Origin of the sequence: Xenorhabdus budapestensis, assembly GCF_017743015.1 — a bacterium.
Classification (GTDB): domain Bacteria; phylum Pseudomonadota; class Gammaproteobacteria; order Enterobacterales; family Enterobacteriaceae; genus Xenorhabdus; species Xenorhabdus budapestensis.
This window is the reverse complement of the sequence record NZ_CP072455.1, coordinates 4,006,973-4,023,119: the sequence shown is the minus strand read 5'-3', so window position 1 is coordinate 4,023,119 and position 16,147 is coordinate 4,006,973. Positions and strand designations below refer to the sequence as shown.

At 45.7% G+C, this 16,147-nt stretch carries 12 protein-coding genes and 2 tRNA genes; 12 read left to right on the top strand and 2 right to left on the bottom strand.

Features of this window, described 5'->3' with window-relative positions:
- Window positions 1-191: 191 nt before the first annotated feature.
- The 12 genes from secG to HGO23_RS17675 all read left to right on the top strand — a co-directional run bounded on the left by secG (window position 192) and on the right by HGO23_RS17675 (window position 13,373).
- On the top strand, window positions 192-539 hold the full coding sequence (gene secG, locus HGO23_RS17730) for a preprotein translocase subunit SecG (RefSeq protein ID WP_099134292.1): 348 nt from the start codon (window positions 192-194) through the stop codon (window positions 537-539).
- A 114-nt stretch (window positions 540-653) separates the two neighbouring features.
- Window positions 654-743: transfer RNA gene (locus HGO23_RS17725), tRNA-Leu, on the top strand.
- Window positions 744-801: 58 nt separating this feature from the next.
- Window positions 802-878, top strand: a tRNA-Met gene (locus HGO23_RS17720).
- Between the two features lie 236 nt (window positions 879-1,114).
- The gene (gene rimP, locus HGO23_RS17715) at window positions 1,115-1,567 is read left to right on the top strand and encodes a ribosome maturation factor RimP (protein WP_145956604.1); all 453 of its coding nucleotides are present in this window, start codon (window positions 1,115-1,117) and stop codon (window positions 1,565-1,567) included.
- A gap of 21 nt (window positions 1,568-1,588) precedes the next feature.
- A complete protein-coding gene (gene nusA / locus HGO23_RS17710) occupies window positions 1,589-3,097 on the top strand; it encodes a transcription termination factor NusA (RefSeq protein WP_099134294.1) in 1,509 nt (502 codons plus the stop codon).
- Window positions 3,098-3,122: 25 nt separating this feature from the next.
- Window positions 3,123-5,846 (top strand): translation initiation factor IF-2, encoded by a 2,724-nt coding sequence (gene infB / locus HGO23_RS17705; protein WP_099134295.1) that lies wholly within the window; start codon window positions 3,123-3,125, stop codon window positions 5,844-5,846.
- A 112-nt stretch (window positions 5,847-5,958) separates the two neighbouring features.
- Window positions 5,959-6,369, top strand: a complete 411-nt coding sequence (rbfA, locus tag HGO23_RS17700; RefSeq protein WP_099134296.1) for a 30S ribosome-binding factor RbfA — start codon at window positions 5,959-5,961, stop codon at window positions 6,367-6,369.
- Entirely contained in the window at window positions 6,369-7,316 is a 948-nt protein-coding gene (truB, locus tag HGO23_RS17695) for a tRNA pseudouridine(55) synthase TruB (RefSeq protein WP_209027396.1), read from the top strand. Before rbfA ends, truB begins: the two co-directional genes overlap by 1 nt.
- Window positions 7,317-7,452: 136 nt before the next feature.
- Entirely contained in the window at window positions 7,453-7,722 is a 270-nt protein-coding gene (rpsO, locus tag HGO23_RS17690) for a 30S ribosomal protein S15 (RefSeq protein WP_038261508.1), read from the top strand.
- Between the two features lie 304 nt (window positions 7,723-8,026).
- Window positions 8,027-10,180 carry a polyribonucleotide nucleotidyltransferase gene (pnp, locus tag HGO23_RS17685; protein ID WP_099134298.1) on the top strand — a complete coding sequence of 718 codons (2,154 nt, stop codon included), beginning with the start codon at window positions 8,027-8,029 and terminating at the stop codon, window positions 10,178-10,180.
- Window positions 10,181-10,383: 203 nt separating this feature from the next.
- A complete protein-coding gene (nlpI, locus tag HGO23_RS17680) occupies window positions 10,384-11,274 on the top strand; it encodes a lipoprotein NlpI (RefSeq protein WP_209027395.1) in 891 nt (296 codons plus the stop codon).
- 170 nt (window positions 11,275-11,444) lie between these two features.
- On the top strand, window positions 11,445-13,373 hold the full coding sequence (locus tag HGO23_RS17675) for a DEAD/DEAH family ATP-dependent RNA helicase (RefSeq protein WP_209027394.1): 1,929 nt from the start codon (window positions 11,445-11,447) through the stop codon (window positions 13,371-13,373).
- A 257-nt stretch (window positions 13,374-13,630) separates the two neighbouring features.
- Here HGO23_RS17675 and btsR read toward each other — a convergent pair whose 3' ends face one another.
- Both btsR and HGO23_RS17665 read right to left on the bottom strand, forming a co-directional pair.
- Entirely contained in the window at window positions 13,631-14,350 is a 720-nt protein-coding gene (btsR, locus tag HGO23_RS17670; RefSeq protein WP_209027393.1) for a two-component system response regulator BtsR, read from the bottom strand.
- Window positions 14,351-14,352: 2 nt separating this feature from the next.
- Window positions 14,353-16,050 carry a sensor histidine kinase gene (locus HGO23_RS17665; protein WP_099134302.1) on the bottom strand — a complete coding sequence of 566 codons (1,698 nt, stop codon included), beginning with the start codon at window positions 16,048-16,050 and terminating at the stop codon, window positions 14,353-14,355.
- Between the last annotated feature and the right edge of the window lie 97 nt (window positions 16,051-16,147).

Genomic DNA, 16,147 nt, shown 5'->3' with positions numbered 1-16,147 from the left:
TTTGTTGATTTTTTCTTCGATCAGCATCAGTATTTGAAATTAACCTTGCTTGTCTGAAACGCTTTGGTTAGTATTCACACCCGCCCAATAAGTTAATTTTTTTTATTTTGAGCGGGTGATGCAGTAAACATTACTAGAGTTATGACGTTACCAAAGTTATGGTAAATCCCACGAGGAAACGGGTACAACATATGTATGGAGCTCTTTTAAGTATATTCTTGCTGGTCGGTATCGGGCTAATCGCTCTGGTTCTGCTACAGCAGGGGAAAGGTGCTGATATGGGTGCTTCCTTTGGTGCGGGTGCGTCTGCAACAATATTTGGTTCATCGGGTTCTGCGAATTTTATGACCCGCATGACAGCGGTTTTTGCAACACTGTTTTTTGTTATCAGTCTGGTGCTGGGTAATATGACCAGTAACAAAACTGGTTCAAGCGGTAAGTGGGACGATATTGCTGAGCCTGCACACGTTGAGAAACAAGCAGAAGTTCCAGTAGTACCAGCAAAGCCAACTAAACCGAATAGTGATATCCCACAATAATTTTCGATAGAAAGTTTTCTATAAAAAGAATAGTCAGTAAAAGAATTGGAGTAGGGTTGTTGATTTAAACGGTTAGTATCATTAACAGGTTAAGATAACAGTTCTACAATCAGTGCCGAGGTGGTGAAATTGGTATACACGCTACCTTGAGGTGGTAGTGCCTAAACAACGGGCGTACGGGTTCAAGTCCCGTCCTCGGCACCATTAATCTAGAAACTTGCGTTTTTAGTGTTATCAGCGTAAGATTTGCCACGTTTTCGAACGCGGGATGGAGCAGCATGGTAGCTCGTCGGGCTCATAACCCGAAGGTCGTCGGTTCAAATCCGGCTCCCGCAACCACTTCTTAACAACATGTACCTTTTCAAATAGTTATGATTTAGCAGCCTAGGGTATCAATCCTGATTTGACAGGTTGCTCCCAGAGGTACAGCTTTGAGAGGTATAAAAGAAGTTGGTTGAGACCACTGGCAGTAAACAGGGTCCAGTTACATAAGCCCCGGATTTCGGGGTTTTTTGTTATTTGACAGCAGAACTACTGGGCTAATATAGCCCTTTTTTTATGTCTTGGGGGTGGGCTTGTCCACATTAGAGCAAAAATTAACAGCGATGATTTCAGCACCAGTTGAAGCTTTGGGTTTTGAATTAGTGGGCCTGGAGTTTATTCGCGCACGTGTATCGACACTGCGGGTCTATATCGATAGTGAGGAGGGTATCACTGTTGATGATTGTGCTGATGTTAGCCATCAGGTCAGTGCAGTACTCGATGTCGAAGATCCGATCTCAGGGCTTTATAACCTAGAAATATCTTCACCGGGGCTTGATCGTCCACTGTTTAAGGCTGAACACTACCAGAGTTTCATGGGTGAAGAAGTCAGCTTGATGTTACGTATGGCAATGCAAAACCGTCGTAAATGGCGAGGAATTATCAAAGCTGTTGATGGTGAAATAATTACGGTTACGGTGGATGGAAAAGACGAAGTGTTCGCACTGAGCAACATCCAGAAAGCGAACCTGGTACCCCACTTTTAAAGTTCGGATGAGGCAACTAGGATGAATAAAGAAATTCTGGCTGTTGTGGAAGCGGTTTCTAATGAAAAATCTCTCCCTCGTGAAAAAATCTTCGAAGCATTAGAGATTGCATTGGCGACAGCCACCAAGAAAAAATATGAGCAGGAAATTGATGTCCGTGTTTGCATCGATCGTAAATCCGGTGATTTTGATACTTTCCGCCGTTGGTTAGTTGTTGAAGAAGTCACTCTGCCGACTCGTGAAATCACATTTGATGCTGCAAAATTTGAAGACCCAGAAATTGAACTGGGTGGTTATATTGAAGATCAAATTGAATCAGTAACTTTTGACCGTATTACAACCCAGACTGCAAAACAGGTTATCGTGCAGAAAGTACGTGAAGCTGAACGTGCAATGGTCGTCGATCAATTCCGCGAACAGCAGGGCGAGATCGTGACTGGTCAGGTCAAAAAAGTAAATCGTGACAATATTACGCTTGATTTGGGTAATAATGCTGAAGCGGTTATTTTACGTGAAGACATGCTGCCACGTGAAAACTTCCGCCCGGGTGACCGCGTGCGTGGTGTCTTGTATGATGTGCGTCCAGAGGCACGTGGTGCACAGCTTTTCATTAGCCGTTCTCGTCCAGAGATGCTGGTTGAATTGTTCCGCATCGAAGTACCGGAAATTGGCGAAGAGATCATTGAGATCAAAGCTGCTGCCCGTGATCCGGGTTCCCGCGCCAAAATCGCAGTAAAAACTAACGACAAGCGTATCGATCCGGTTGGTGCTTGCGTAGGTATGCGTGGTGCAAGGGTACAGGCCGTTTCCAGTGAGTTGGGCGGCGAACGAATTGATATCGTATTGTGGGATGACAATCCTGCGCAATTTGTTATTAATGCAATGGCTCCGGCGGATGTTGCATCTATCGTTGTTGATGAAGATAACTGTACGATGGATGTTGCCGTGGAAAACAGCAATCTTGCTCAGGCTATTGGTCGTAATGGCCAAAATGTCCGTCTGGCGGCACAATTGCTGAAAAAACATCGTGGTGATGACAAGTGGGAATTGAATGTCATGACTGCGGAAGAGCTGCAAGCGAAACATCAGGCAGAAGCTCATGCTTCTATTGATACATTTACTAAGCATCTCGACATTGATGAAGATTTCGCCACTGTATTGGTCGAAGAAGGTTTCTCCACACTGGAAGAGTTGGCCTATGTACCAATCAATGAACTTCTGGTAGTAGAAGGCCTTGATGAGGAAACCGTTGAAGTTCTCCGTGAACGTGCAAAAGCGGCCTTGACGACGCTAGAACTGGCCCAGAAGGAGAGTTTTGGTGATCAGCAACCTGCCAAAGATTTACTGGATCTGCCTGGCATGGAGCGTACTTTGGCGTTTAACCTGGCTGCCCTTGGCATCTGTACTCTGGAAGATCTTGCCGAGCAGGGTATCGACGACTTATCTGATATCGAAGGACTGAATGATGAGAAAGCAGGAGAACTCATTATGGCAGCCCGTAATATCTGTTGGTTTGGCGATGATGCATAAATAAACTGTAGCAGGAAGGAACAGAATGACAGAGGTAACCGTAAGATTACTGGCAGAAGAGATCCAGACATCGGTTGAACGCCTGATCCAGCAATTCGCTGATGCTGGCATTCAGAAAACCGCAACTGACTCTGTTTCCCAGAAAGAAAAAGAAGCTTTGCTGGCCCACCTGAACCGTGAACAAGGCGGTACTGGCGGCCAGCCAGGTAAATTGACACTACAGCGTAAAACGCGCAGTACACTGAACGTCCCTGGCACCGGTGGCAAAAGTAAATCGGTAGCGATTGAAGTCCGTAAAAAACGCACATATGTGAACCGTGACGCGATTGAACAAGCTAAAGCGGAAGAACAGGCGAAGCGTGAAGCGGAAGAGCAGGCTCGGCGCGAGGCAGAAGAAAAGGCGCGGCTTGAAACTGAAGCGAAGAAACTCGCGGAAGAGCAAGCGAAACGTGAAGCAAAAGAAAAAGCCAAACGTGAAGAGGCTGAAAAGGCTCAGCGTGAGGTAGCGGAAAAAGAAAAAGTGACTAAGCAACATACCGAAAAGAAATCGAAACCAGTGCAAACTGAGCCAGCAGCGCAAACTGAAAAAGCGCGTCGTGAAGCTGAAGCAGCAAATTTAAAACGCAAAGCTGAAGAAGAAATGCGTCGTAAAGTTGAAGCAGAAGCAAAACGTGTAGCAGAAGAAGCCCGCCGCATGGCAGAAGAAAATCAGGATAAATGGTCTGACAACTCTGATTTTAATGACAGCAATGACTACCATGTAACTACTTCCCGTCATGCCCGTGATGCGGAAGATGAGAATGACGCTAAAGTTGAAGGTGATCGCCGCACCCGAACCCGTGGTGGCAAATCCTCCCGCCAGAAGAAGAATAACAAACATTCTGAATCGAAAGCTGATCGTGAAGAAGCACGTGCAGTCGGCCGTACCAAAGGTAAACAGCGCAAAACCTCTGCTTTGCAGCAGAGCTTTACCAAACCTGTAGCAGCCGTTAACCGTGATGTAGTGATTGGTGAAACCATTACCGTTGCTGAACTGGCTAATAAGATGGCTGTTAAAGGTTCCCAGGTCATCAAAACCATGATAAAAATGGGCGCAATGGCGACCATTAATCAGGTTATCGATCAGGAAACAGCTCAATTGGTTGCTGAAGAAATGGGGCACAAAGTTATCCTGCGTCGTGAAAACGAACTGGAAGAAGCGCTGATGAGCGATCGTGACACCGGTGAAACTCAGGCAGAGCCTCGTGCGCCTGTGGTTACTATCATGGGTCACGTTGACCATGGTAAAACCTCTTTGCTGGATTACATCCGCTCAACCAAAGTGGCCTCCGGTGAGGCGGGCGGTATTACCCAGCATATTGGTGCATATCATGTGAAAACTGAAAAAGGCATGATTACCTTCCTGGATACTCCAGGCCACGCTGCGTTTACCTCCATGCGTGCTCGTGGTGCTAAGGCAACCGACATCGTTGTTCTGGTTGTCGCTGCGGATGATGGCGTGATGCCTCAGACTATCGAAGCTATCCAGCACGCCAAAGCAGCTAGTGTGCCAGTTGTTGTTGCGGTTAACAAAATTGATAAACCAGAAGCTGATCCGGATCGCGTGAAGAATGAACTGTCACAGTACGGTATTATTCCGGAAGATTGGGGCGGTGAAAACCAATTCATTAATGTATCTGCTAAAGCTGGTATCGGTATTGATGAATTGTTGGAAGCTATCCTGCTGCAAGCTGAAGTTCTGGAGCTAAATGCAGTTCGTACTGGTATGGCAAATGGCGTGGTTATTGAATCCTTCCTGGATAAAGGTCGCGGTCCTGTTGCTACCATTCTGGTGCAGTCCGGTACCCTGAACAAAGGTGATATCGTTCTGTGCGGCTTCGAATATGGCCGTATCCGTGCGATGCGTAACGAACTTGGTCAGGAAGTCATGTCTGCCGGCCCATCTATGCCAGTGGAAATCCTTGGTCTATCCAACGTGCCATCTGCGGGTGATGAAACGACTGTTGTACGTGATGAAAAGAAAGCACGTGAAGTAGCACTGTACCGCCAAGGCAAATTCCGCGAAGTGAAACTGGCTCGTCAGCAGAAATCCAAACTGGAAAACATGTTTGCTAACATGGAAGAGGGTAAGGTATCTGAACTGAACATCGTTCTGAAAACTGACGTTCAGGGTACATGCGAAGCGATTTGTGATTCACTACTGAAATTGTCTACTGACGAAGTGAAAGTGAAAATCATCGGCTCTGGCGTAGGTGGTATCACTGAAACGGACGCAACGCTTGCGGCAGCATCCAACGCGATTATTCTGGGCTTTAACGTTCGTGCTGATGCTTCTGCACGTCGTATCATTGAAAACGAAAGTGTTGATCTGCGTTATTACTCTGTTATCTATAGTTTGATTGATGAAATCAAACAGGCAATGAGCGGTATGCTGGCACCAGAATACAAACAGCAAATCATGGGATTGGCAGAAGTTCGTGATGTCTTTAAATCACCGAAATTTGGTGCAGTTGCTGGCTGTATGGTGACAGAAGGTACTATCAAGCGTAATAATCCAATCCGTGTCCTGCGTGATAATGTGGTTATCTACGAAGGTGAGCTGGAATCCCTGCGTCGCTTTAAGGATGATGTTAACGAAGTCCGTAATGGCATGGAATGTGGTATCGGTGTGAAGAACTACAATGATGTTCGTGTTGGCGATATGATTGAAGTCTTCGAAGTTGTTGAAGTTAAACGCTCTATCGATTAAAAAACCACAATTGCCCAATAGATTTCAGGTAGCAGCTTGAAAGAAAGACGGGTATAGATTCATTCCATTCTTGGGGGGCTCAATGCCCCCCAAAATGTCAGGAGATAAAACAATGGCAAGAGAATTCAGTCGTACTCAGCGCGTTGCACAGGAAATGCAAAAAGAGATTGCCATCATTTTACAGCGTGAAGTCAAAGATCCCCGCATCGGTATGGCAACTGTTTCTGGTGTTGAGGTTTCTCGCGATCTGGCTTATGCCAAAGTATTTGTGACTTTTCTGAATGTGTTAGTGGAAGAACATGATTCAGATAAGGTTCAGGGGAGTATCAAGGCATTGAATGAAGCCTCTGGGTTTATTCGTTCTTTGCTGGGTAAAGCGATGCGTCTGCGCGTTATTCCTGAACTGACGTTTTCTTACGACAGTTCTTTGATAGAAGGGATGCGCATGTCAAATCTGGTGACTAATGTCGTAAAAAATGACGAGCAGCGTCGTGCTTCTGCGGATCATAACGAGGAAAAGTAATGGGGCGTCGTCGTCGGGGTCGTGCGATACACGGTGTACTGCTGTTGGACAAGCCGCAGGATATTTCCTCCAATGATGCTTTACAGAAAGTAAGGCGGATCTTTAATGCCAGCAAAGCAGGTCATACAGGTGCGTTAGATCCGCTGGCAACAGGAATGTTGCCGATTTGCCTGGGTGAAGCGACCAAGTTTTCCCAGTTTTTGTTGGATTCTGACAAACGCTATAGAGTCATTGCCCGTTTAGGACAGCGCACTGATACTTCAGATTCACATGGAAAAATCATTTGTGAACGTGAAGTTCAGGTGACTCCGGCTCAGCTTGATGCAGCATTGGAGATATTCCGCGGTGATACCATGCAGGTTCCTTCCATGTACTCTGCGTTAAAACACCAGGGAAAACCGCTGTATGAATATGCCCGTCAAGGCGTTGAAGTTGAGCGGGAAGCGCGTCCAATTACCGTGTATGAATTGCAGTTCATTCGCTGGGAGGGTGATGAACTGGAGCTGGAAATCCACTGTTCCAAAGGAACCTATGTCCGCACGATCGTTGACGATTTAGGAGAGTTGTTGGGGTGTGGTGCCCATGTGATTTATCTGCATCGTTTGCAGGTTGCCAATTATCCTAATCATAGGATGGTGACATTGGAACAGCTGTATGGGTTAAAAGAACAGGCGGCAAGACAACAGATTGAAGCGGGAGAATTGCTCGATCCATTGCTGTTACCGATGGATACGGCAGTTACGCATTTCCCCGTAATTCATTTGACATCTGTCGTTGCTGCTTATTTTAAGCAGGGACAGCCTGTTCGTAGCCAGCACCGTTTACCATCTAGTGAGTGGGTACGCGTTACCGAAGGAGATGAAAACAAATTCATCGGTATTGCTGTGATTGATGATGATGGTTTAGTGGCTCCGCGTCGCTTGGTAGTTGAAACTGATGATAGTTGAAACATATCAAAAGTAAGCATTAATGGGACTATCTTGCGCTTCACCTATTTGCAGCGTAGAATGATGCGCCTGTATATGAGTAGCTGAATTAGAGATCGGCACTCGTCATTCGTAATCAATTATTTGGAGTTATACTATGTCTCTAAGTACTGAAGCAAAAGCGCAGATTATTGCTGAGTTTGGCCGTGGCGCTAACGACAGTGGTTCTAGCGAAGTTCAGATTGCCCTGCTGACTGCACAAATCAACCATCTGCAAGGTCACTTTGCAGAGCACAAAAAAGATCACCACAGCCGTCGTGGTCTGTTGCGTATGGTTGCACAGCGCCGTAACCAGCTGAACTACCTGAAGCGTAAAGATCTGGCACGCTACACCGCGCTGATTGAGCGTCTGGGACTGCGCCGCTAATCAATGAGTTTCAGTGGAAAGGGGCCTATCGGGCCCCTTTTCTTCTAGAAAGTGGAATTTAAGAAACTTAAATTCCGTTTCTGAAATATTTGAATCTCTTCAGCTACAGTGACTCGCGCGGCTAATGAGAGTACTGAAAAGGATATACCCGGTAGATTCCAAGTTATAGAGCGGCTAACAGAGCTGTTACTTGGAAAACAAAGGGGATTAAGCACTGTCATTAGTCGTGAGGGTGTAGCAATGAAGAGAATATCCATTGTTGCTGATATTTAAAAGGCAGCAACACTAACGAAGGAATATTATTTTGCTGAATCCGATTGTTCGTAAATTCCAGTATGGTCAGCACACTGTGACCATCGAAACAGGCATGATGGCTCGTCAGGCGACAGCGGCTGTTATGGTAAATATGGATGACACTGCGGTATTTGTTACCGTTGTTGGTCAGAAAAAAGTAAAACCAGGTCAGGATTTCTTTCCACTGACTGTTAACTATCAAGAACGTACATATGCTGCTGGCCGTATTCCTGGCAGTTTTTTCCGTCGTGAAGGCCGTCCGGGTGAAGGTGAAACCCTTGTTGCTCGTCTTATCGACCGTCCACTGCGCCCACTTTTTCCAGAAGGTTTCCTGAACGAAGTTCAAATCATTGCAACTGTTGTTTCTGTAAACCCACAGGTTCATCCGGATATCGTTGCTATGATCGGCTCTTCTGCGGCATTGGCATTGTCTGGCATTCCATTCAACGGCCCAATTGGCGCAGCACGTGTTGGTTATATCAATGATCAGTATGTACTGAACCCAACCAGCAATGAGCTGAAAAACAGCCGTCTGGATTTGGTTGTTGCAGGTACTGAAGGCGCTGTACTAATGGTTGAATCCGAAGCGGAGCTGCTGACAGAAGAACAGATGCTGGGTGCGGTGGTGTTCGGCCATGAACAACAGCAGATTGTGATTGATAACATCAATGCACTGGCTGCTGAAGCGGGTAAAGAGAAGTGGGATTGGGCACCAGAGCCTGTCAACCAATCTCTGCATGATCGCGTTGCTGAGTTGGCAGAAAGCCGTCTGGGCAATGCTTACCGCATTACTGAAAAACAGGAGCGTTACGCTCAGGTTGATACTATCAAAGAAGAAGTTTCTGCAATCATTCTGGCAGAAGCAGCAGAAAATAGCGTTGAGCTGGAAGAGACAGAAGTGCTTGAAGTGTTGTCTGTTCTGGAGAAAAATGTCGTTCGTGGCCGCGTACTGCGTGGTGAGCCTCGCATTGATGGTCGTGAAAAAGATATGGTTCGTGCACTGGACGTTCGTACTGGCGTATTGCCACGTACTCACGGTTCATCTCTGTTTACCCGTGGTGAAACTCAGGCACTGGTTACAGCAACACTGGGTACTGAACGTGATGCCCAGGTGATCGACGAGCTGATGGGAGAGTACACAGATCGCTTCCTGTTCCATTACAACTTCCCTCCATACTCTGTTGGTGAAACGGGTATGGTTGGTTCGCCAAAACGTCGTGAAATTGGTCACGGTCGTTTGGCGAAGCGTGGTGTTCTGGCGGTAATGCCTAGCATCAACGAGTTCCCGTATACGGTTCGTGTGGTTTCTGAAATTACGGAATCCAATGGTTCTTCTTCTATGGCTTCCGTCTGTGGTGCTTCATTGGCACTGATGGATGCAGGTGTACCGATTAAGGCAGCAGTTGCAGGTATCGCCATGGGGCTGGTGAAAGAAGGCGATAACTTTGTGGTTCTTTCTGACATTCTGGGTGATGAAGATCATCTGGGTGATATGGACTTTAAAGTTGCGGGTAGCCGTGATGGTATCAGCGCATTGCAGATGGACATCAAAATTGAAGGTATCACCCGTGAAATCATGCAAATTGCTTTGAATCAGGCCAAAGGTGCTCGTTTACATATCCTGAATGTGATGGAGCAGGCAATCCAGAGCCCACGTAATGACATTTCTGAATTTGCGCCACGTATTCACACCATCAAGATCAACCCAGATAAGATCAAAGATGTGATCGGTAAAGGTGGTTCCGTGATCCGTGCTCTGACTGAAGAAACAGGCACAACTATTGAAATCGAAGATGACGGTACTGTGAAGATCGCAGCGACTGATGGTGAAAAAGCTCGTCATGCTATCAGCCGTATTGAAGAGATTACTGCTGAAGTCGAAGTTGGCCGTATTTATACTGGTAAAGTTACCCGTATTGTTGACTTTGGCGCATTTGTTGCAATTGGCGGTGGTAAAGAAGGATTGGTACACATTTCTCAGATCGCAGACAAGCGTGTAGAGAAAGTAACTGACTATTTACAGATTGGTCAGGAAGTTCCTGTCAAGGTGCTGGAAATTGACCGTCAGGGTCGTATCCGTCTGAGTATGAAAGAAGCAGCAGTTAATACTATGCTGAATACTACCGATGAAGCATCACAATCACCGGAATCATCAGTAGAATAAATTTGACGTAGAGAGCGGTGTCCTGTAAAAAGGGCGCCGTTTATCCCCAATAAATTTCGAATTGTCGCCAACAGAGGGCAATTTGAAAGATACAGGGGGGCAGATAATTTCGGGCAGGATGCCTGAAATATACAATGTGGGTGGAACAACCGTGGGTGGAGTAACAGGGCATTCTGATTAATGTCTGACTTCGGGAGTGGGAAATGAATTCTTTTCTGCGCTGGTATTACGTTGCAGCTATTTTTCTCCTTATAGGATGTGGCAGCACTGAATGGCGTAAAAATGAAGTTTTTGCTATTCCACTTCAACCAACATTGCAACAAGAGGTTATTTTGGCACGCATGGAACAAATACTTGCGAGCCGCTCTCTTAAGGAAGATGAGTATGCACAGCTTTTATATGAAAGAGGTGTGCTGTATGATAGCCTCGGGCTGAGAGCATTGGCACAGAATGATTTTTCAGTGGCTTTGTCTATCCGTCCAGATATCCCTGAAATTTTTAATTATCTGGGGATTTATTTTACGCAGGCAGGCAATTTTGATGCTGCCTATGAAGCGTTTGATTCTGTTTTAGAGCTTGATCCAACTTACAACTACGCGCGGATGAATCGCGGAATTGCACTGTATTACGGTGGCCGCTATCGTTTAGCGCAGGATGATCTGCAGGCGTTTTATCAAGACGATCCAAATGATCCCTTCCGTTCGTTGTGGTTGTACCTTGTGGAAGAGAAAATCGATCCTAAGGTTGCAATGACTAATTTGTCGCACCGTTTTGACAAAACGAACCGGGGGCTATGGGGCTGGAATATTGTTGAATTTTATTTGGGTAAGATCAGTGAGAAAATACTGATGGAACGCCTGAAACAGGATTCGACAGATAACACTTCGCTCGCTGAGCATCTCAGTGAAACTGACTTCTATTTAGGTAAGCATTACCTAAGTCTGGGGGATGAGGATAGCGCAGTTGCGTTATTCAAGCTGACGGTAGCTAACAATGTTCATAACTTTGTTGAGCACCGCTATGCATTGTTGGAATTGGCGCTGCTAGGCCAAAGACAAGATGACCTATCAGTATCAGAATCGAACCAACAATAGCTGACGAACATTTTCACGACAGATTTTTAAGTCCACATCTTGAGAGGTGGGGGCTTATTTGTTCGTTTAATAACATAATTTGAGCCAGTTCACATTTTAAATGAAAATGACAGAAATTCTTTTCACTGTGTTATGTAGACTGGCCGCCACGATCAATGAGGCACCATTACATGACCACTGAGACTGAAATCTCTTTTGCTGATTTAGGATTATCAGCACCTATTCTTTCTGCACTGCAAGACATGGGCTATGAGAAGCCCTCACCAATTCAACAGCAATGTATTCCTCACCTGTTAAATGGCCGTGACGTGCTGGGTATGGCGCAGACTGGTAGTGGTAAAACTGCGGCATTCAGCTTGCCTTTACTGCATAATATTGATGCTGAGCTTAGAGCTCCACAGATCCTTGTGTTAGCACCGACCCGTGAACTGGCGGTACAGGTTGCTGAAGCATGTTCAGATTTTTCCAAACATATGCGTAACGTGAATGTTGTCGCGCTCTATGGTGGACAGCGTTATGACGTTCAATTGCGTGCTTTGCGCCAGGGGCCACAAGTTGTAGTGGGAACACCGGGTCGTCTGTTGGATCACCTGAAGCGTGGCACGTTGGATCTGTCCAACCTGAAAGGTCTGGTACTGGACGAAGCTGACGAAATGCTGCGTATGGGCTTTATTGAAGATGTTGAAAACATCATGAGCCAGATCCCGGCAGAACATCAGACTGCATTGTTCTCAGCGACTATGCCTGAAGCGATTCGTCGTATCACTCGTCGTTTCATGAACGAGCCACAAGAAGTTCGCATTCAGACCAGCGTAACCAACCGTCCGGATATCAGCCAAAGTTACTGGTCTGTTTACGGTATGCGTAAGAATGAAGCACTGGTACGTTTCCTTGAAACAGAAGATTTTGATGCGGCGATTATTTTCGTCCGTACCAAGAATGCGACTCTGGAAGTGGCAGAAACGCTTGAGCGTAACGGTTATAATTCTGCGGCACTGAATGGCGATATGAATCAGGCTCTGCGTGAACAGACTCTGGAGCGTTTGAAAGATGGCCGTCTGGACATTCTGATCGCAACAGATGTTGCTGCCCGTGGTTTGGATGTTGACCGCATCAGTCTGGTTGTTAACTATGACATTCCGATGGATGCTGAGTCATATGTACACCGTATCGGCCGTACAGGTCGTGCTGGTCGTGCTGGTCGTGCGCTATTGTTTGTTGAAAATCGTGAACGCCGTCTGCTGCGTAACATTGAACGCACCATGAAGCTGACAATCCCGGAAGTAGAGCTGCCGAATGCTGAACTTCTGAGCCAGCGTCGTCTGGAAAAATTCGCTGCTAACGTTCAGCAGCAGTTGGAAAGCAGCGATCTGGATCAATATCGTGCTCTGCTGTCTAAATTGAGTATCAGCGACGAGTTGGATATAGAAACATTGGCTGCGGCACTGCTGAAAATGGCACAAGGTGAGCGTCCACTGATCCTGCCACCAGATCCAGTTCGTCGTCCTCGCCGTGAATTTAATGAACATGATGACCGTCGCCGTAATGGTAATGGTAATGGTAATGGCTTTGGTGAGCGTGACAGAGGTGATAGAGGTGACAGAGGTGATCGTCCTCGCCGAGAACGCCGTGATGTTGGTGATATGGAACTGTACCGTATTGAAGTGGGTCGCGATGATGGTGTTGAAGTACGCCATATTGTTGGTGCTATCGCTAACGAAGGTGATATCAGCAGCCGCTACATCGGCAATATCAAACTGTTCGCAACGCACTCCACAATTGAGCTGCCAAAAGGGATGCCGGGAGAGTTATTGTCTCACTTTACCCGTACCCGTATCCTGAATAAGCCAATGAACATACAGTTGATGGGGGATGCACAGCCATTTGAACGTCGTGAGCGTCGTGGTGGTGGTCGTAACGGTAATGGTGGTAATGGCTCACGCCGTGATCGTGACGGTTTTGGCAATAGCGGTGGTCGTCGTTTTAACAATGAACGCCGTGGTGGCGGTGAGCGCGGTTCTTTCCGTGGTCGCAATAACGACGATTTCAACGGTGGTGGACAACGTCGCCGTCAGCAACAAAGCAATGGTAACGTGTAATACCCTGTTGATTGTTGTCTCGTGTTAGCAATAACACGCTGAAATATCAAATTGAATTAAGCCCTTTCCCCTATAAAGAGAAAGGGCTTTTATGTTTTCAATATTTTCATTTTACCAAATCGGGCAGAATTAGGGTGTTCAATTAATTGTGTTGCTTTTTCTAAAAATAACTCGTCGAGAGCAATAGCGGCTATACATTTTCTTATTTTATTCTGGATTAATAGTAGAGAGTACAGACATTATCTCTGCAAAAATGATTAACTTAACCCCAATTCTTCTTTGAGAGGCTTTAAGTAACGGCGGCTGACAGGAATTCGTTCATCATTGCTCAATACCAATTCCGCCTGACGATTCTCCCCAAAAACAATCTCCCGCAAATGCGTCATATTGACCAGATACTGTCGATGGCAACGGGTCAGGGGAGTACGGATTTCCAGAGTGCGCAAGGTCAATTCAGTAAAACCTTCCTGTCCGTTGGCACTCATCACATATACCCCACTCAAACGTGAGGTGATATACAACACATCATCCAGTTGCATCAGCCATATCCGGCTGTGTCCTATGCAGGGAATATATTTCAGTTGCTCATTTTCGGGTTGTAAGTCTGTCAGACTCTGTTTTTGATAACCCGAACGCAGTCGTTGTAATGTCTTGCTCAGTCGCTCTTTTTCCAGTGGTTTTAGCAGATAATCAAATGCATGCTCTTCAAACGCCTGTATTGCATATTCATCAAAAGCAGTAAGAAAAACGATATAAGGGCGATGCTCAGGGTCGAGCATACCTACCATTTCAAGCCCGGTGATGCGAGGCATTTGAATATCAAGGAAAACCACGTCCGGTTTCAGACGATGAATGGTGCCAATTGCTTCTACTGCATTGGCACATTCACCGATGATCTGAATATCTGTTTCCTCTTCTAACAGGCAACGTAAATTCTCACGAGCCAGTGGCTCATCATCAACAATTAGTACATGCATAACTACGCCGCCTTATCAGCCTCTTTTTCCAATGGCAAACATAAAATGACACGGGTAAATTCTTCTGGTTGGTAATCAACACGCACACCATAATGTTCACCATAGCGAAGCCGCAAGCGCTTATCTACTAAACTCATTCCAAGTCCATTCCCCATTTTTTTCGGGCAATAAAGCCCCGCATTATCTTCAATTTCTACCAATAGCAGATTGGTTTGCTGGTGGGCTCTAATCGTAATTCTTCCGGTATCCAGTAACTGTGATGTGCCATGTTTAATTGCATTTTCGACCATAGGTTGCAGGGAAAATGCAGGCAATTTGGCATAACGTAGAGACTCCGGTATATCTATGGTTATCTGGAGATGTTCACAAAATCGCGCTTTTTCAATTTGTAAGTAAGCATTCACATGCTCTACTTCATTTTGTAGTGTGGCAATTTCTTCTGGTCGCTTCAGATTCTTGCGAAAGAATGTCGAAAGGTACTGCACAAGCTGGCCCGCTTGCTGGCTATCGCGTCGGATCACTGCCTGTAGTGTATTCAGGGCATTAAATAAAAAGTGAGGATTCACTTGCGCGTGAAGTAGTTTCACTTCTGATTGTAATAGAGACTGCTTATTTCGTTCATATTGTCCCGCAAGGATTTGGGCAGAAAGCAAGCTGGCAATTCCTTCGCCTAATGTTCGATTGATCGAACTGAATAAACGATTTTTGGCTTCATATAATTTTATCGTACCGATTACTTGCTGATTTTCTCCCCGCAGAGGAATAACCAGTGCTGAACCCAATTTGCAAATGGGACTAAGAGAACAGCAATAGGGGATTTCGTTACCATCAGCGTAGACGACTTCATTATTTGCTATCGCACGATGTGATTGCTCGGAAGCAATAGGTGTTCCCGGTAAGTGATGGTCAGAACCAATACCAATAAATGCCAGTAGTTTTTCCCGATCAGTAATTGCGACGGCCCCGATTTCCAGTTCCTGATAGATAACTTTTGCTACACGCATGCTGTTAGCTTCATTAAATCCCTTAAGTAATATCCCTTCGGTACATACCGCGATTTTCAGGGCCTGGGCAGAAAAAGCACTGGTATATTTTTCGAATATGGCTCGTCTGTCCAGCAATATGCGGATAAACATAGCTGCTCCGATACTGTTAGCGATAATCATAGGAGCGGCGATATTTTTCACTAAATTAAATGCTTCACTGAAAGGGTTAGTAAACAGCAGAATAATCCCCATCTGAGCACATTCGGCAAAGAATGTCACAATCGCCGCAGTCCATAGATTAAGTAACTTATTGATCTTGCCCTGCTTCATTAAATAACTGTGTACAAGGCCGCCAATAACGCCTTCTATAATGGTGGATACCATACAACTGAATGCGGTCATTCCACCAAGGGAATAGCGATGTAATCCTCCGGTGAATCCTACCATCGCCCCGACTGTTGGCCCGCCAAGGAACCCCCCTAATACAGCACCAATGGCACGGGTATTAGCAATAGAATCATTAACATGCAGGCCAAAATATGTTCCCATTATGCAGAAGATGGAGAAAATGACATAACACATGAGCTTATGAGGTAAGCGAACACTCACTTGCAATAAAGGAATGAACAGAGGTGTTTTACTCAGTAGCCAGGCAATCACCAGATAGATACACATCTGCTGGAGCAGTAGTAAAACGAGGTTAAATTCATACATATTTTTTCACGACATGTTTGATAACGATAAATTAATTTATGCAGTTATTATCAAAGCTTGAATTTAACGCCGTCAATAGTACGTTGAAGATTAATGT